The sequence below is a fragment of the Rhizobacter sp. genome, from assembly GCA_021153565.1.
Lineage (GTDB): Bacteria > Pseudomonadota > Gammaproteobacteria > Burkholderiales > Burkholderiaceae_C > Albitalea.
Map to the genome: position 1 here is coordinate 13993 of JAJKJU010000145.1, position 17891 is coordinate 31883.

15 protein-coding genes are annotated in these 17891 nt (G+C 60.5%); 7 read left to right on the forward strand and 8 right to left on the reverse strand.

Going from position 1 to position 17891, the window contains the following annotated elements; translation table 11 throughout:
* Positions 1 to 174: 174 nt before the first annotated feature.
* The 5 genes from AC30NL_RS08790 to AC30NL_RS08810 all read right to left on the reverse strand — a co-directional run bounded on the left by AC30NL_RS08790 (position 175) and on the right by AC30NL_RS08810 (position 6810).
* Complete coding sequence (locus AC30NL_RS08790) at positions 175 to 2511, reverse strand: xanthine dehydrogenase family protein molybdopterin-binding subunit (RefSeq protein WP_489463625.1); 2337 nt, start codon at positions 2509 to 2511, stop codon at positions 175 to 177.
* Positions 2508 to 3068, reverse strand: a complete 561-nt coding sequence (locus AC30NL_RS08795; RefSeq protein WP_489463626.1) for a DUF2867 domain-containing protein — start codon at positions 3066 to 3068, stop codon at positions 2508 to 2510. Before AC30NL_RS08795 ends, AC30NL_RS08790 begins: the two co-directional genes overlap by 4 nt.
* Positions 3069 to 3368: 300 nt before the next feature.
* Complete coding sequence (locus tag AC30NL_RS08800; protein WP_489463627.1) at positions 3369 to 3920, reverse strand: hypothetical protein; 552 nt, start codon at positions 3918 to 3920, stop codon at positions 3369 to 3371.
* A gap of 70 nt (positions 3921 to 3990) precedes the next feature.
* Positions 3991 to 5685 carry a LysM peptidoglycan-binding domain-containing protein gene (locus AC30NL_RS08805; RefSeq protein WP_489463628.1) on the reverse strand — a complete coding sequence of 565 codons (1695 nt, stop codon included), beginning with the start codon at positions 5683 to 5685 and terminating at the stop codon, positions 3991 to 3993.
* A gap of 282 nt (positions 5686 to 5967) precedes the next feature.
* Positions 5968 to 6810: a DUF1521 domain-containing protein gene (locus AC30NL_RS08810; RefSeq protein ID WP_489463629.1), complete on the reverse strand. Its 843-nt coding sequence runs from the start codon at positions 6808 to 6810 to the stop codon at positions 5968 to 5970.
* Between the two features lie 557 nt (positions 6811 to 7367).
* On the opposite strand from AC30NL_RS08810, the gene AC30NL_RS08815 reads away from it, so the two are divergent.
* From AC30NL_RS08815 to AC30NL_RS08840, 6 genes are all read left to right on the forward strand, one after another.
* The gene (locus AC30NL_RS08815) at positions 7368 to 8036 is read left to right on the forward strand and encodes a hypothetical protein (RefSeq protein WP_489463630.1); all 669 of its coding nucleotides are present in this window, start codon (positions 7368 to 7370) and stop codon (positions 8034 to 8036) included.
* 68 nt (positions 8037 to 8104) lie between these two features.
* Positions 8105 to 8914, forward strand: a complete 810-nt coding sequence (locus AC30NL_RS08820) for a hypothetical protein (RefSeq protein WP_489463631.1) — start codon at positions 8105 to 8107, stop codon at positions 8912 to 8914.
* Between the two features lie 127 nt (positions 8915 to 9041).
* Positions 9042 to 9710, forward strand: coding sequence for a DUF6683 family protein (locus AC30NL_RS08825; RefSeq protein ID WP_489463632.1), 669 nt, complete (start codon positions 9042 to 9044; stop codon positions 9708 to 9710).
* 466 nt (positions 9711 to 10176) lie between these two features.
* Positions 10177 to 11466: a hypothetical protein gene (locus tag AC30NL_RS08830; RefSeq protein ID WP_489463633.1), complete on the forward strand. Its 1290-nt coding sequence runs from the start codon at positions 10177 to 10179 to the stop codon at positions 11464 to 11466.
* A gap of 269 nt (positions 11467 to 11735) precedes the next feature.
* Positions 11736 to 12563, forward strand: a complete 828-nt coding sequence (locus AC30NL_RS08835) for a DUF6683 family protein (protein WP_489463634.1) — start codon at positions 11736 to 11738, stop codon at positions 12561 to 12563.
* Positions 12560 to 12895: a hypothetical protein gene (locus AC30NL_RS08840; RefSeq protein WP_489463635.1), complete on the forward strand. Its 336-nt coding sequence runs from the start codon at positions 12560 to 12562 to the stop codon at positions 12893 to 12895. Before AC30NL_RS08835 ends, AC30NL_RS08840 begins: the two co-directional genes overlap by 4 nt.
* A 207-nt stretch (positions 12896 to 13102) precedes the next feature.
* On the opposite strand, the gene AC30NL_RS08845 is transcribed toward AC30NL_RS08840, so the two are convergent.
* The 3 genes from AC30NL_RS08845 to AC30NL_RS08855 all read right to left on the reverse strand — a co-directional run bounded on the left by AC30NL_RS08845 (position 13103) and on the right by AC30NL_RS08855 (position 16976).
* Entirely contained in the window at positions 13103 to 13768 is a 666-nt protein-coding gene (locus AC30NL_RS08845; RefSeq protein ID WP_489463636.1) for a hypothetical protein, read from the reverse strand.
* A 254-nt stretch (positions 13769 to 14022) separates the two neighbouring features.
* Positions 14023 to 15825, reverse strand: a complete 1803-nt coding sequence (locus tag AC30NL_RS08850; RefSeq protein ID WP_489463637.1) for a hypothetical protein — start codon at positions 15823 to 15825, stop codon at positions 14023 to 14025.
* A 284-nt stretch (positions 15826 to 16109) separates the two neighbouring features.
* A complete protein-coding gene (locus tag AC30NL_RS08855) occupies positions 16110 to 16976 on the reverse strand; it encodes a DUF1521 domain-containing protein (RefSeq protein ID WP_489463638.1) in 867 nt (288 codons plus the stop codon).
* Between the two features lie 308 nt (positions 16977 to 17284).
* Between AC30NL_RS08855 and AC30NL_RS08860 the strand changes: the two genes are divergently transcribed.
* Positions 17285 to 17695 carry a DUF6683 family protein gene (locus tag AC30NL_RS08860; RefSeq protein WP_489463639.1) on the forward strand — a complete coding sequence of 137 codons (411 nt, stop codon included), beginning with the start codon at positions 17285 to 17287 and terminating at the stop codon, positions 17693 to 17695.
* Positions 17696 to 17891: the final 196 nt, after the last annotated feature.

A 17891-nucleotide genomic window follows, 5' to 3' on the forward strand; every position in this document is an offset into this window, starting at 1 on the left:
TACACCCAGTTCACTTCAACTTCAGGGAGTGGCTCAGCATTTTTCGGCAGTTTGAACTTTACGTCGGATGTCTCGATTGTTTGGATGCCGAGCTAGGCGCACGAAATTTGTGGCATTCAACGACGCGATCGCGGCGCGGGGACTTTGTCTTAACTTGAACCACTGGCTCTCGCGTCAACCAATATCGCCCCCACCCTGAAGCGCCCGCCACACCCGCTCCGACGTCAGCGGCATCTGAATCCGATCCGCCTCCCGCCCCAACCCAGCACGTGCCAACGCATCCGCAACCGCGTTGACCACCGCAGGCGTCGCGCCGATGGTGCCCAGCTCTCCCACCCCCTTTGCCCCCAGCGGATTCGTCTGACAAGGAATCGACGTGTCGAAGGTCGTCTTGAAAGCGTGGAACATATCTGCCCGAGGCATGGCGTAGTCCAGAAAGCTCGCAGTCAGCAACTGCGCGCTGTCGCGGTCATACACCATCTGCTCGCACAGAGCCTGCCCGATGCCCTGCATCGCGCCACCTTCTATCTGCCCGACCACGATGGTCGGGCTGACGACGCGGCCGATGTCGTTGACCGATGCGTAGCCCACGATGTCGACGTGCCCGGTGTCCGGGTCGATCTCCACCTCGCACACATGGCAGCCGTTGGGCCAACTTGGTCCGCCCACGCTGTGTTGCGCATCGACAGTGATGCGAGATGTGGGTTGACGCACAGCGAGATCGAAGAGGTCAATGCCCAGGTCGGTGCCCACGACGCTCAGGCGGCCTTCAACGTATTCGATGTCCGCAGCAGCCGCTTCGAGAACGTCTGCCGCCAACTCGCGTGCGTGGTCGACCGTCTTCGTCGACGCCGCCTGAACGGCAGACCCTCCGACGAAGAGCGAGCGCGACCCGGCACTGCCGAATCCGTTGGCGCGGTCGGTGTCGCCTTGCAGAACGCGGATGCGGTCGATGGACACACCGAACACATCGATCGCCAGTTGCGCATAACTGGTCTGGATGCCCTGACCCATGGCCTGCGTGGCCGATGTGATTTCGATGAAACCGTCGGCTGTCACGTCCACACGAACCGTCTCGTCGAACGCCATGCCGCTCGTCCATTCAAGAAAGGTCGTGACGCTTCGGCCTCGTAGCTTGCCGTTGGCAAGCGATGCCGCATGGCGTGTTTCAAAACCCTGCCAGTCTGCCAGATGCAAGGCCTGGTCGAGGATCTTCTCGAAGTGCCCGCTGTCGTAGGTCTGGGCGAGCGGATTGCGGTAGGGCATCTGCTGCGGGCCGATCATGTTGCGGCGGCGCAGTTCCACCGGGTCCATGTTCAGCCTGCGCGCGGCGGCGTCTATCAGTCGCTCGATGATGTAGATCGCTTCCGGTCGACCGGCGCCTCGATAAGGGCCAGTCGGTGCGCAGTTGGTGAGCACGGCGGTGAACGTGAGGTCGACGCATTGGATGTCGTAGATGCTGGTCGATACCCAAGGCCCGACCAGAAGCTGGATCAGTGCACCCGCGACCGTGCAGTACGCGCCGACGTTGGCAATTGAGCGCACGCGCAATGCCAGCACACGCCCCTTCGCGTCGAGCGCCAGTTCGGCATGGCTGCTCACGTCGCGCCCGTGATAGGCGGACAGGAAATCCTCCATGCGTTCGGCCTGCCAGCGCACAGGGCGCCCAAGCTTACGCGTCGCGTGAACGACAACGACGTCTTCCGGGTAGACGCCGCTTTTCATGCCGAAGCCGCCGCCGACATCGCCGACGATGACTCGGACCTGGCTGCTTTGAAGATCGGGCAGCATCGCGCAAAGGCCCTCGCGCACGGCGGTCGGCATTTGGCTGGATATCCGAATGATGAGCCTGCCACTGGAGGCATCGAGTTCCGCGAGCACGCTGCGAGGCTCCATCGGGCTGGGAGCCAGCCGCTGATTCACGAGGTCGAGCGACACGATGTGTGCAGCCTTCGCAAACGCAAGATTCGCCGTGGCCGTGTCGCCGTGGTGCGATTGGGCGCACACGTTGTCGGGCGCTTGCGCATACAGCACCGGTGCACCGCAGCTCATCGCGGCCGCCGCGTCGGTGACGGATGGGAGTTCGTCATACGTCACCCAGACTGCATCGATTGCGGCCAAAGCGGTCTCGCGCGACTCGGCCACCACGGCGACGACCGGCTCGCCGACGAAGCGGACCATGTCGTGTGCGAGCGGATACCGCGGCGGCGCTGCCATGGGCGTGCCGTCAGGGCGTTGAAGGCCTGTTGTGATGGCCGGCTTGACGCCTGCCTTCACGAGGTCCGCACCGGTGTATGCGGCGATCACTCCGGGAATCGCGAGTGCTGCTGCCGTGTCGATCGAGACGATGCGGGCATGCGCATGCGGCGAGCGCAAGAAGGCCATGCGCGCCTGACCTGCGACCGACACGTCGTCGGTGAAGCTGCCTTGCCCGATCAGCAGTGGGCGATCTTCGATGCGCCTGACGTTGCGGCCACTGCCGAACCGGTTGCCCGCGCTCTCGGAATTCATGCGGGTGTCCCCCGCGCCTGTGTCCCCGGCGGCCACCCGATCCGTGCCGCACTACGAAGACTGGACTGAACGACTAAGCGGTGAATCGGGGCAATGAAAAATATATAGAGACGACCTAATCGATTGTGGCAATGGACAACGGTCGACATAGTCAAGTGACGTTTCGTTCCCGGCGACGACTGACCGGAACACAGAACAGAGAGCCTGAAGTCCAGGTGCTTGTCGTCTTCTCCAAGAACAACTTCAGTTGGACTTGTGCTGTAGATCTTAAAGATGCCGAGTCGGCCCTCTCCGATCTGCGAATTCAGTGATGAGAGATGCCTCGCTGTCTTGAGGCCGAAACCGGCAACGAGCGCGTCTCGCAGCGTCATGAGTCTGCTGATCCAGGGCGCTTGGTGAGCGAAGATGAACCTCGCCAACAATTCGGGATTGGTCGACGCTCCGGTGGGAAGCTCGATCGAGTAAGCATCTGCGAGGTTCATCGATGCGTAAGCCTTGGCAATCGCCGACTCCGGAGGAAGCGACACAGGTGCTGCATGATGGTGTGCGGTAGACATTGATGTGGCCAATGGTTCGTTGCTACGTTCCAACCGATATGGGAATCTTCATCAACTTTGGAGGAGAAGTCCATGGCTATTCTGACCGTAGTGACTTCATCGGCAATGGGTATCTGCTGGGTCTGCCTTCGCGCTCTTCCGCTGGGTTGTTCAGTCAGGCGGTGGGAATCAACCATCGGCGGCCTTTGTTGCGGGTCTGCCGGCCAGACGAGTCTTGCGACGACCTTGGCGCGTCTTCCATCGGATCCCGCAGCTGGCGGCGGTCAAATGCACAACTTGTTCCCCAACGGGCCCTCATCGTCAGGTGTAGTCGCCGACGTTCTGTGCTGACATGCGCCAATTCAGGTCGCTCAAGATGGCAGACTTGGAGCGCCAAAAGAACAGGCGTTTCGTTCCGTGCGGATGCACCGCCTCGCGCATTTGCGGTATCCATCCGCCCAGACGATTGCGCGCCCAAGCCTCGTCCCCGTCATGCAACTGCATCACGAAGGCCCAATATTCGGCGTCGCTAAGCACGTCGGGCCACGGACTGACCATCGGCTTGGTCACGTTGGTCAGAGGGGTGGGGAAGAAGGGTAGGTGGGGGTCGAATAGGGAGGGCAGATTGGAAAGGTCACCGACGTGCATGGTGAAGAAGGTCTCGGTTTGTTCCCTGATCAGACGAGCTACTCTTGGGCGCCACCAATAGGCAGACAGCGACCAGGGCCAGGTTCCTCGGGGCCAGACGGAGGAGCAAACGGCCGCACACCACGGCGCCAGCGCAGCCCTGCGTTTTGACTCATCGTTATCAAAGTGCTTGTCCAGTGTGGCTTGCAACTTTCGCGGAAGTTTTTTGAGATCCAGGTAGGACATGAGTTGACACAAAAAGAACAAGGCCCAACCCCATGGCTGCGCCTTGTTTATGGATGATGGTTCGGCAACGCTACCAGAACTTCACTGCATTCCAGGCCTTGCTGGCCGCATCGCCTGCTGCATCGAGCCCGCGTCCCACGCTGTCGAGCGCGCGACCCAATGGCTGCTCTGCGCCGATAAATGCACCGGCGAGCTTGTCCTTGGCGGCTTGCATCACACCAGTCGCTTGCGCCGCCGCGTGTACGGCGAGATACGTGCCCGTACCCGCGACAAAACCGACAATCGCGCCGACGGCCGTTCCACCAAGCGTGCCGACGAGTGGCAGCACGACCGTGCCTGCTGCCGCACCGGCGGCGGCACCGGCGGCTGCACCGGCGCCGCCAGCAGCGAGTGCTGTACTGGCGTCTACCGCGATGTTTGCCGTGGCCCGTGCGGCGCTGATATCGCCGCGGCGATATGCCTGGGCATTGGTGCCTGTGGAGACGACGCTCTCGATGGCACCAGCGACGACTCCCCCGGCCAGCCGTGGCCCAAGGGCGGGCAAGAGCTTGTCCGCCGCTCGCGCTGCGGTGTAGCCTGTGGCCATGTTCGCGCCCGCATGCATTGCACCATCGCTCACGGTCACAGGCTTGCCTTGCAGGGCTGCTACACCGTCGGCAGCCAGAGAAACCACCGCGCCGCCTACTGCGCCGTAGCGACCGGAGTTGGCTCGCGGGTAGCCGTCGGTTGCACCGGTCAAATTTTGTCGAATGCGGTTGAGAGGTCGTGCTTTGTCCAGTTGCTCTGCCCCCTGATTCCCGACACTCGCGCCTGCGCGATCCCCCGCCGGCTTGCTCAACGGTCCGTCGATCACCGGCTTGTCATTCGGCGGCATTGGCCGAACATGGCCCGCAGCCTGTGCCAAGCCAGGAACGCCCTTCGCGTCATAGCGCAGCACGGTTTCAGGTACGACCTGATCGCTGTGTGTGTTGCGCGGAAATATGTTGATTTGGTGGCTGGTTTCTGCCGACGGTGCGCGAATGCCGCTGGCCCCCGCGTCGGCTGCACCCTTGGCTGCTTGTTGGCCCAGACTGTAGGGATGCTCGCCGGTCAGTTGGTAGAGGGCGCCGGGGGGCTTGTTGCCTTTTGGGTCCACCAGCGCTTCCACGGGCAGTCCGACCCGTCGGGCGCCTTCGGCCAAATCGGCGACGCCGCCATGCCCTTGGGCATCGGGCGTTGCCGTGTAACGCAGGCCGACCAGCGAGCTGTCGGCCATTGGCGCCTTCCCGGCTTGCGCATACGGACGCGCCTCTGCCGCTGCAGCATACGGGTCTGGCGAGGTGTACACCACCCGTTCAGTAGCACTCCTGTAGCGGTTGGGGCTGTTGGCCTTGGTGTGGTCCAGGGCGCCCTGCTCACGGTCGAGCTTGACCGGCACCGCTCGATATACCTTGCTATCAAAGGCTTCCTGCGGTGCAACGTGACCAGCCTCGTAGGCTTTCCCCATCAGCACTTGAACAGCCGCTTCGCGGCCCATGCCGCCGACCACGCCGGCTTGCGAGCCATGAGCGGCCGCCGCTGCATGGGAGTCTTCCGCTGATGGAAGCCGCAAGGCCTCGCCTGTCAGCAAGATGTCGCCCACGTCGGGATTGGCGGCATGCAGCGCGGCTTCACTCACGCCATAGCGCTGCGCTACGTCGGCCAGCGTGTCGCCGGCTTGTGCGAACACCTGGGTAAGGTCGAGAGTGCCGGCGGTGCCGCCACTTGTTGTGTTGTCGATTTTCATCATCGGATCCCTGTTTGAGTGGGCCATCAGGCAGGCATGGCGACTGCCTTGATGGCGTGAGAGTGCAGGGATTTGAGAGGAAAGACGGGAAGAATGTAAGAGCGTGCGAACCCCGTACGAGCCACCACGTATAGAAGCCACGCGCACTTGGCACGTGATCGAAGTAGCCGCCGCCATCGATCGCATAGTGATGCCGAGAGGTCGTCCGTGCAGTCGTCCGTATCGCTTGGACCTTTGCACCAACACGTCTCGGCTCCGAAACTACGAAGCCTTAAGAAAGCCTTAAGAAGAGGCTGCGAATTCGTTCGCCCTCCGGGCCGTCATTTGTTCGGATGTTGTCGCGCAGGCCTGCCAACGCGAGAGCGTCAGATCAAAGTGCAGCGCGACCTGCGCCTGAGCATCGAACGTCGGCGCCGCGTGTCTTTCGCTACTGTTTCGATTGGCATTCGCCAGCGTGCCAAGAAACACACCCGCGAACCTGATGCTCAACAACCCACCCAGCACGCGAAATGCATCCTTGAACTGGTTCTGCAGCTTGTCCGCCCCACCCTTGAAAGGGGCGGTCTCGTTGATGTACGTCTGGTCGACGTTTCGCACCAGTCCGCTGTCGTCGACCGCCACGAAGCTCTTGCACGTGGCGTTCCGTTGCAGCACTGTGCCGTCGTCGACGGCACAGTCCAGAACCTTGCCCCAGCCCTTGGCTTCGTTGATCTTCAGGGTGCCGGTCTTGTCTGTATCGATGCCGCTGATCTGCACGCCGTAGTCGCCATTGGTGATCGTCACCTTCGACGACAGCGTCACATTCGGGTTGTTGGCCGATGGCGTTGTTTCGATGGTCAGTTTGGTGCCGTCTTCGAGCTTCAACGTCGTGGTCCCCCAGAAGTCAAAGGCGTGCTGACCATCGACGTTCATGTGCGGATCGCCCCAGGCCTGGTAGTTCTCTCTGGTGTGTCTGTTCTTGATGGAGATGGTGTTGTCGTCGCCCATCGTGATGCGGTAGGTCATGTTCTCGAACACCGCTTTGCCCCAATGCATGGCAGTGCGGGCGTGGGAGGGGTTGAGCGGGTCGACGGGGAACGGGCGGTAGCACCCGTCGACGGCATTGCTGGACTGGACTTGGGTCATGGATGAACTCCCTGCGATGGGTTGACGGGGACGGTCTGCAGCGGGAGGGCTTGTGGCGCGCACCGCAGCGACTGCATTGATGGCGTGAGCCGTGCAGGGATTTGAGAGCCAGGACGGGAAGAAAGTAAGAACGTGCGAACCCCGTACGGGTCAACACGTATAGGAGGTCACGCTGGCCTGGCAAGGAACTGCGTAGCGGTCGCCTTCGATCGCACAGTGATACCGAGAACACGAATGGTCACAGGCAAGAGGCGCGTGTCATGGGAGTAACCAGGGCACACTCGCCGCCGTTCAGCCAACGACATGTGGTCGACCCTAGCTAGTGCGCGCACCGTCTATCGGCGAGACGGTTCATCACCTTTAATTCACTCCGTCGACCAACGCAAAGCAAGCCCGCCACGAAGCGCGGCGAGCCTGCAAGGTGGCAAAGGAAGGTGGTGGCGGTGTGAGGCGCAGGGAGCGTCCCCATGCAGCCGCGGCGACAGGGAGGTCCTGCAGCCAGCCATCAGTCAAGTGAAACATGGGCGCGTACGACGCGCCTAAACAGGAGAAGCAAAATGTCTGGAGCTTTGAATAGCGTGATGGGTGGTGGCGGCGGTGGCTTGCTGGGCGCTGTTGGTGGCATCGTTGGTGGGATGTTTGGTGGTCCCATCGGCTCGATGATTGGCCAAGCGGTCGGCAACATGCTGCAAGACGCGGTGGGTAACGCGACCAAGGGCGCAGCACAGGAGCTGCAGCAAGAACATGGCATGCCGAAATTCCTGGGAGACCTCATCTCCAAGGCGGTGGATGAGAAGCTGGGGCAGCTGGGCCAGAATGATGTTCAACCAGAAGCACAGCAGCAAGCCCAGGATCAGTTTGGGGGAGCAGTCGATGACTTCCGCGGCGAGTTGCAAAGTAGCTTGGTGAAGAACACGCTCGATGAACTGAAGGACTCCGGTTCTGAGGGCTCGAACGGCAAATACAGCGGCGGCAGCTGGCTCGTCGCACTGGCCAAGGCGATGGGTAAATCGCTCGGTCAGAAGACGGGGCACTTGGTCGATCTGAGCAACCAACTCAATGCACTGCCCAAGGGCTCCAAGGATCCGAAAGTCGCCGATAAAACCACGGCGTTGATGACGGAAATGCAAGGCGTTAGCCAGGAAGTCAAGATGTTCCAGGAAACGGTTTCAACCGTGTTGAAGAGCATCGGCGACGCCCTGTCCGGCATGGCACGTAAGCAGTAACGAACTCGATACGCACTCGGCGGGCCTGCATCAGCGCAGGCCCGTTGTTTTTATTTCCGGAGCTGGTCATGACACCCATTCATCCAGTCCGCCGAGCGGCGGCCTTGCAACGCTATTCGACCGTATTCCTGCTTTCTGGCAGCCTACTGGGCTGCGGCGGCGGTGGAGGTGGCGATAACACCTCCCAAACAGTTCCCTCGCCGCCGGTGGAAAGTACGCCTGTTGCGCCGTCGCCGACGGTCCCGATCGATCATCCGCAAGGTCAGTACTGGAGCTGGACTACCGAGAGAACCTTGTTCATCTCGCCGGACGGATGGCCGTACTACGTTAGCCTTTCCAAGTACGTTTTCCCGAAGTTCTTCGACAACGGGTTGGTCTATGTCGGCCCACCGGTGACCCGCCTTGCCGACCTGCAGTGCTACGCGCCAAGCAGGGATGCCGATGGCAACGATCTGTGTGTTCGCTACACCGTTGAGAACGGAAAAATCAAAATAGGTGACGCCGATGCCCAGCCGATCGGTGCAATGGCCGAAGGCTGGTCCATTGGTGACAAAAACTATCTGTCATTGGCGCCGCAGCAGGAAGTGCGACTCGACGGTTTGTACATCTCGCGGTCATGCTACCTGGCTACGTGCTCCCAGGCAGAATTCGTATTTAAGCCTGACGGCACGTTCACTGCTTCCAGCCACAATATCTACGCCAACACGATTGCCAATGTCTTTATGGGCGTTGCGGGCGGTGCAGATTCGCATGGTACTTATCGCATCAAAGACTATTCGATCACCATCATGGTCGACGGCGCCCCTGAAGGCCAAATGTTCTTCTTCAGGGAGGGCGACTCGCTGCAAATCGCCGAAGACCGCTATGTTAAGCAGTGAGACATTCAGGCATGGTTACACCTTGTCCCAAACGCGAGGGGCACCCGAGTGCAATCTGGTGGGATGCTTTCGAGATATGAAATCTAAATTACCTTCCACGTTGAAAATTTTGGCCGTCGCGGGCTGCTTGCTGACTTCCTCTGCATTTGCCTACGACGCAGAGTACTTCGCCTATATCGCCGACTCGAACATGCACTACGCGATGTTGAGGGAGATGGGCAAGCGTGCCGAAATTTCGCGGCAGCTGACCTATGGATACGGCCGGGGCGCACCGTCGAACTCACGCACGGCGCCAGCTTCCACGGTGGCAGTGCTGGCTGCGTCACCAGCTTTCCCTGCACGCATGGCTGCGACGTTCCCGGAAAAGTCTCGCCCCGAGGCCGAACGCGTCTTCCGCGAATTGTTGGTGGCCTACGGAACGATCGAGCAGAAGTTCGGCATCCAGAAAGGTGATGTGGCTGGCTCGATTGCAGCTTTCGTGGCGGGCAACTACATGGCTTATCACAACACGGGCTTTCCGGACAAGAATTTCAAGTCGCTGGTCAGACAGATGCAGCAGGTGCTCGGCTCGAACGGGAATTTTCAGAAATCCAGCGTGGCCGAAAAGCAGGAGCTGTACGAGCAGATGGCGACTGTCGGAATGTTGATGGCCACCAGTCAGATGGCGCTGGCAAAGCAGCCCAATCCGCAGGCGGCGGACAACATGAAGCGGACCGCCAAGGGCTACCTCGAACAGTTTCTGAAGATGAATGCAGACAAGGTAGAGATCACGGCGCAAGGGATCATTGTTCGATGAGCTTACGCAGATGATCGGGATGAACGGCGTGTGGCGTGGCTCAAAAGCAAGTGACGCTCAGGCGCTTGGGCGGTCCGATCCTTCGACATAGAAGACACCGTACGTTACGCCATCCCTAACGTGAAGGCATCACGATCCCGCTGCACGTTCGAGAATCCGCCTCTCGAAATTTAACCGCTTCAGAGCAGAAGTAGCACCGACGCGAAAGCTCTTGTGGGTACTGCTTAGCGTTCAGCGATCTGGTGCGCTCAGAACCTCACGAGTCAGATGCCGTCGAGCCGTCAGAAGGCATCGGGCTCTCGACAAGGCTGCTCATCCCGAGGTAAATCGCGCGGACTGCGCTGCGTCTGTGGCGAACTATTCTGCGACGCCGAGATCGAGCACTAGGTCGACCTGCCCTCCCACGACTTGACGGGTTCGATCGCTGCGTTCTCTGTCTTGCAGCTCATGGCCCATCGTGACGTCGATGTTCCTTACGAACATTTCGCGCCATGGCCCGGGGTTGATCTTTTCGGGTAGACGCGCTCGCGCTTTGGCGCTGGTAGTACTCAATAACAAAAGGGTGGTAGATATGCGGTTCATTCGTCTTGCTTGCATTCTTGCAACGTTGCTAGCGCTCATGGTCGGTGGATGCGGTGGAGGTGGCGACAGTGGCGCGGTGGGCTCCGCATCTACCCCGCCGCCAGCGTCGAGTGCAACCATCAATACCTACGGCAACACCAACTTGCCAGGTAGGCTCATCACCAACTCGCCGCAAGGAGCCTATGCCTTCGAATTGCGAACGGGTCAGCAAGTGTCGCTTCCGAAGTCCACTGCTACCAACGATCCCGGCAGGGATCGTTGGGAAGGCACATCGATGACCGGAACTACCGCGCTGCGCTGGTACATCAACGTATCTTTGACAGGTGCCGCACCCGTTGCTCTCGTTGACTCGACCAGTTGGCAGCAGAAGGGTACGTTGGATCTCAAAACCGAATTTCGCAAGCCCATGTTGTCGCCGGACGGGCGCTATATCCTTTCTTTCTGGCAAGACCAATCTGCGGGTGAAACGGCCGAGAGCGAACGATTGACCATCTTCGACGTTGCAACCGGCCAGCCCATCAAACGGGGCTCGCGGCTGGACGGGGTATTGATGAAAGGCAGCCCGGCCGCATGGTTGCCCGATGGCCGCTACGTCTACACGGTGAGGAACAAGCTTTATCGCTCTTCACCAACCAGCAGCGCATCCGAGTTGATCGCTACCTTGGCTTTGCCGGGCAGCTCGCCCGACGAAGGAGTTCCCCTTGCCTGGGGAAATACGTTGGCGGTCAGCCCTGATGGAAAGAAGCTCGCATTGACGTGGTCAGAAGCTGCGCGAAATAGCAGTACGGACACTCATATTTGGGTTGTGAACATGGATGGCACCGGGTTGCACCGGCTCACGAGTGCGCCCGACCCGCAGTCGGCTCTGAACTATGCGTTTACAAGTCCCACATGGTCGCCTGACGGCCAATGGGTGGCTGGTGTACTTGACATGGGTGGGGTAGCGGTGGCTCCTGTTTTCCCCCCGGATCAGGCGTTCCCCGGCGTCCCCGGAGGAATCATTGGCGCCACGGGTTGTGGTTCCAGCCCAGTGTTTGTGCTGCCCGTCAACGCTGAAAACGTACCTATTTCCTGGCCGGCGTATGACGTCAACCATGGCGTGAAAGTCAGGAACCCGTCCGGCGATGGCGGTCGATGGGTGTCCGCATGTGACTCGATTGCCTGGATACCCTGACCGCTTCGATGTAGCCACAGTAGCGTGATCTGGTCTCCGGGTGGAAAGACCATCGCTTTTGCCGTCGGCACATGCCAACCGCTCAGAGGCTGAGAGTTTTTCGAGCGTGTCCGAGCAGCGCGTCCAAAGGCGCCTGATCTAGGCGCAAAGCGACGCAGCCATAGCCCGGGCTATGGCGAGCATTTGCAACGACGAGCAGGGGTCTTTTGACGTGATGAGCGGGCATGATCGAAATACTCTCAGCCTCTCAGGGAATGAAGGAATCATCGATGCGAAAGTTCTTGCGGGTACTGCTTGTCGTCAGCGATCTGGCCTGCGCTCAAATCGTCACGAGCCGGATGCCGTCGAGCCGGAAGATTCTTCGCGAAGGAGGAACTTTGCACCGACTCCGAAAGTTCTTGTTGGCCGCCTGTGCCATTGCGGTCGGCTGCCCCGCGGTGGCGCAATGGCTGGGCGCGGACTATGCCGCGACCGGGGCGCAGTACTCGAGCTTCGCTGCATCAAGTTTCGTCAATCAAAGCATCATCAACGGTTCGATGCTGAAGGACGTGCAGGCGACCCGTCGTTCCTCGAACGATCGCCCACCGGTCGCGGCCAGCATCACGGTAGCCGATGGTGTGCGGTCTGGCGCAACTTCGCGTGAGTTGGCTGCCCGGTATCCAGCGGCTCAACGCACTCAGATTGAACGTGCTTTCAACGAAGCCTTCATTGGCTACCAGAAACTCGAAGCGCAGTTCGGCATTCCTAGAAATGATGTCGCAGGTGCTGTGGCCGCTTTCATTGCAGGCAACTACATGGCCTACCGCAACGCCGACTTCCCAGACAAGCACTTCCCCTTGCTGGTTGATCAAGTGCGCACTGTGCTGGCTTCCAACCCCGTGTTCACCCGCGCGTCAGCGGCCGACAAGCGCCAGTTGTATGAACAGATGGCCATCATTGGTACGTTCATGGCGGTCACGAACGAGGCGTTCAAGCGAAACCCCAACCCGGAGTCCGAGCGCAACTTTCGTCAAACCGCCCAGGCAAACCTGGAACAGTTTCTGAAGAGTGACGCCGATCGTCTTCAGATCTCTGACTTGGGAATGGTGATCCAATGATCAGATTCGTAGCTCTTTGGTTTGTTGCTGTGCTTCTGGCGCTGCTCTCAGTCTTCGTTGAGCAGACCGGGCCGGAGCTTGAGCAGTACGGAAATCTTTGCGGCACCTCGCACGATGATCCCTGCATGAGGCCAGTGCTAAAGGGCGGCTTCCCTCTCCCGTTCCTGTTTGATGTTTCTGGCGTCTCCGTCGAGAATCAGCTCGCCTTCGGCGAGGATCGCATTGTTCCCAGCGCGTTCATGGTCGATTGCGGCGTGTATGCAATAGCAATATGGCTGTCGTTCCATGCCGCCAAACGGCTGCGTCGCCTCATCGCACAGCGAGCCAACTGACCCAAGCCAGTGCATCCGACGCCTAATCGGGTAGCCGGGGGTATCTGGCCAAGAAGGCTGGACGAGTGAGCCGTAACCCTCGCTCGAGGGCTCTTTCGCTACAAAGCTTCCAACATGTCAAGCAACACCGAGCCGAGGTGAATCGCAGTAGCGATTCACGAGGTGTCGATTCGACCTTCTATACGGCCAGAGGCCGGCGTCCTCGATTCAGCCCACGAGCTCGCTGATCGGGATGATGCGATCGGGCTGTTCTTCATGCCCCGTGAGAGTCAGGTTTGCAAAAACCAAAATCGCGTCCCCATGCTTTTCGATGCAGGGGTTGCCCCAGTTCTCTTCGCGCGTCGGATGAACGAGACGGTATGCGCAACGCTCCGCGTCATAGATGAACAAGCTCAGGATGCGAGGAAATTCCGCGTAAGAAAGTTGAAGCGGATGGTCTTTGGGGCCAGACACGAGCGAGACGAAAAAGCGATCGTCGATCCAATGTCCTCCGACAGGGGGTTCATGAAAGGGACAACTCCCTCCTTCAACATAGTGAACGCGCAAACCATCTACCCAAAGCTCAGATCCATCCCACGTGGGTTCGCTCCAAAACACCGCCCTGTGCTTGTCATGTGGAGAGATTTCAATCTCGATCGTCCTGCCGTAGTGGCCGCTGTGTTTGTTGGTAGGGTCGAATTCGAATCCTGCTGCGGCGCAGTCCTCGTAACTGGCTTCACGCAGCAAGTTCAAGATGAAGTCTCGAAAGGTGTCGCGGCCAAGAATGGCGTGATATCGAAGCGGGTTCCAGAGCCACTCTGCGAGCACCAAACCCTTGGGTGAGGTGCGCAACCAGTCTTTCCATTTCAAGATATCCGTGCCCCAAGTCAGCAATGCCTGCTCCTCTTGGGTGCCTTGCGGCGCAGGCGCAATTGATGGTGGCGCCACGACGCGACCCAGCCAATCGGTGAGGCGCTTTGCTCGGGACGAACTGTCAGGATCGAGCGGTGACTGCGGAGGCGATTTCTTGGTCACGGGATAAGTGCCGGGCGAGTTGACGAAGACATGCATCGTAGTCAATGCAAGGCTGTTCGCAATGAACCTATTTGCAGCGCGAGGGCACATCAGCACCCCCGCGCCAAGCCGCATCAGAACCAGCCCTTGACTTTGTCGGTCCATCCCGAGACGGTGTGCGCAACAGCGTCACGTGCCCCGCAAATCTGGGCCCCGTACGCAATGCCTACGCCCACCCCCAGGCCGACGACTGCGCCCACGATGGTGCCTGCGACTGGCACGCTCGATCCGATCAGTGCGCCGGTGGCAGCTGCTGCGCCGATGGAGGCCGCCGTTCCAGCGGCCACGGAGACGGCGCCGACGGTGGCGTCTGCCGTCACGTTGCCGATCGCCTTGGACTCGCCGTGCGCCAGGCCTTGGCGGTTTTCGTATGCCGAGACGCCGGCCGCGACCACCACGCCAACGGCTGTCGAGCCCAGCGCGCGCGTGGCGAGCGTTCGCGTCGCGAAGCCTGCGGCGGCAGCGCTGGCCGTCTTCTGGCTCGCTGTCTTGATGGCGTCGCCGGCAACCACCTTTGCAGCGATTTGCGTGGCCGATCGCTCCACGGCGGGGCCGATGGCTCGATCAAGCAATGGCGTCACTAGACGCTCACCCCTTGCCATGACGGCGCCTGCCGCTGCGCCGGTCGCGGAGTGCCGAGTCACCTCGCCAACCTTGTCGAACGACAGCTTGCCGTCCAGACCGAGCTTGAGCAGAGTCATGCCCCCTGCAGCAAGCGCACCAAATGCTGCGCCTTGCCTTGCCGATGGCAAGTCCGGCTGCGCGATAGCTTTCAGCGGCCCCACCGGTTCGCCGAAGTTCTTGCCCAGTGCTTTCATTCGCGCTTCCGGCGAGCTTCCGAGAACCTCCCGATAGAACGTGCGGGGCTTGAATACTTCGCCGGGGTTGGCCTTCTCCCACGCTTTCTTGAAAGGCTCGTATTCGGTCGAGGCCCGCGCCTCTGCCTCGGCGCCCATCTGTTTCAGTTCTTTGACAGAGTAGGCGCGATCGCCGATGACGACATTGCGAGTGCCTGGGTCGCAAACGGCGCCTTCGAGCGCTGCAAGATTTTTCTTTTCCAGCAAGGCGGTGAAGTCCCCGTGCTTGTCCAGCACGTAATACCCCACAGCGCGCGGGCTCGAGCTTGTGGACTCTGTTTGCCAAGCAGTTTGCCGACCCAGTTGAGATTCCGGCTTCACGACGATACCGCCCGGCTCTGAAGCGACGCCTTTCTTGCTCAGGCTCTTGTCGATGGTCGAGGCCAAAGTATTAGCCCCGTACTTGGTGCTCTCGATGTGGAGCACACCATCCTTGGTCATGAAGTACAAATCCGCATCGATATCGGGAACGCGGAGTATTGGCAATCCGGCGCGATCGGCGGGCTGGTGGGCACCTGCGTCGTAGACCAATTGCGTGCCGCGGGCCAATTCAACCTTGTCCAGCACTTCAACTGCCCGCGTGAGCTGCGCAAGCGCGCCTCTGAAGTTGCCATCGGTCTTGGCACTGTTTGCCGCAATGTCGGGTTCGACAGCCAAGTAGCGCAGGTGCTCGCGAAACTGATTATTGATGTGCGGCTCGATCTTGCCGTCGATCACGGCATTGCCCAGCCGTTCCACCACGTTCTTGACCTGCGCCGCTCGCTCGGGCGAGAGATCGGTTCGGGACAGTGCCGTGCGTGCATTGGCGGCGGCATCGGCCAACGCAATCGCGGTCGTACCGGAAACCGGTTCGCTGGTGCTGTTGGCGATGCGAAAGCCCTTAATGGCTCGGGCCTGTGGATCCAGGGGTTGCGCTGCGATGCGCGCCGCCTCGGCACCGGCGGCGGCAATGGCGTCGTCCGATCTCGTGTTGGGCGGCCCAGTGTTAGCACCGGCGATTCCCGAGATTCCATTGGTCATGCAGTTCTCCATCTGGTTCGATTAGTCATGGACATGGCCCGAAACAACTTACCGTTTTTGGGGGTGCCGGGCGGGCGCGCTGCGGCGTTGCTCCTCACTTGTGTGGCTCGCCACACGGCGCTCGGAGCGCCTTGCATCGCATCCCTCCCAGCGCCCCCAAAACGGGAACATATTCCGGGCCATGTCCATGCACGATTCCTACAGCGGGAAGCGACACCGCCGGAGGATTCGTTGAACGGATCAGTTGCCCGAGGTGCCTTTGCGAGGCACCCGGCAGGAACACATCAGACGTGTCCGTTCCAACGCGAAAGGGTGAGATCGATGCTCATCGAAGCGCGCAGATTGACGTCAATGTGGGGCGCGCGGTAATGGCCGGTGGCCTCGTTGAAGTTCGGTGAGCCGCCCGGATACATGCGTCCACCGCCCGGGTGAGCCGGCTCGCGGGGCGAGTCGCCGCGGTCGTGCAAGACCTTGTTCAGCGCGCCGAGGAACATCCCCGTGAAGCTGATGCTCAGCAAGCTGCCGAGCATGCGGAACGCGTCCTTGTATTGGTTCTGCAGCTTGTCGGCGCCACCTTTCAGAAGGTCGGTGTCGTTGATGTAGCTTTGATCGACCTTGCGCACCATGCCGTTGTCGTCCACCGCCACGAAGCCCTTGCCGGCGGGGTTTTCCTGGACCACATTGCCGTCGGCGACAGCCCAGTCGAGCACCTTGCCCCAGCCCTTGGCTTCGTCGATCTTCAGGTCGCCGGTCTTGTTGGTGTCAATGCCAGAGACCTGCGCGCCGTAGTCGCCGTTGGTGATGGTCACTTTCGACGACAGCGTCATGTTCGGATTGTTCGCCCAAGGGGTGGTCTCGATGGTGACCTTGGTGCCGTCTTCGAGCTTGAGCGAGGTGGTGCCCCAGAAGTCGAAGGCGTGCTGGCCGTCGACGTTCATGTGCGGGTCACCCCAGGCCTGATAGCACTCGCCGGTGTGCTTGTTGTTGATGGTGACCGTGTTGTTGTCGCCCATCGTGATGCGGTAGTTGTCGTTCTCGAACACCGCCTGGCCCCCTTGCATGGTGGTGCTGGCGTGGGTGGGGTTGGAGGCGTCGACTGGGGCGGGCTGGTAGCAGCCGCCGACGGCGATGTTGGACTGGATTTGGGTCATGTATGAACTCCCTGAGATGGATTGAAGGTGGACGGTCCGCAGCGCGGAAGCTTTGTGAGTTCGAGCTGCGGCGGCTGCGTTGATGTCGCGTGCCGTGCCATGATTTAAGCGGCGAGACGAGAAAAATGTAAGAACGTGCGAACCCCTTTCGGGAGACCACGTACATGCAGCCATAGGTGCCGATCGCTCGCCTGCGACCCCCCTGTGGTGCACCCTAGCTAGTGCGCGCACGGCTATCGGGTGGGGAGACAACGCGCCTCTAATTCAGTTGGTGATCCACCAGGCAAACCTGAAGAAGGGAGTGACGCATGAGCGCAGAGCAGATGCTTGCGAAGTACGAGCAGATCGAGGCACGCTTCGGCTTGCCCAAACAAGACGCCGCGGGTGCAGTGGCCGCGTTCATCGCCGGCAACTACATGGCATACCGCGACGTGGACTTCCCTGATAGCAGCTTCCCGTCGCTTGTGGCCCAGATGCGCGAAGTGATTGGAGCGAACTCAGCATTCGCCGAGGGCTCGCAAGCCGATAAGCGCACCTTGTACGAAGAGATGGCCGTCGTCGGCATGCAAATGGCCCTGCAGCGCGATGAGCTCATGCGCAAGCCGGATGCAAAGGCGCGTGCCCAGATGATGAAAATGGGCAAGCGCCATCTGGAACAGTTCCTGAAGTTCGATGTCACGGGACTGCTGATTACCCAGCGGGGCCTGACGGTTCAGTAGATCGCGATAGTGGGCGGTGCCGCCTTGGCGCCGTTCGATGTCAGGACTGAGAGGCTGAGAGTATTTCGATCATGCCCGCTCATCACGCCAAAAGCCCCCTGCTCGTCGTTGCAAATGCTCGCCATAGCCCGGGCTATGGCTGCGCTTTGCGCCTAGATCAGGTGCCTTTTGACGCGCTGCTCGGACACGCTCGAAA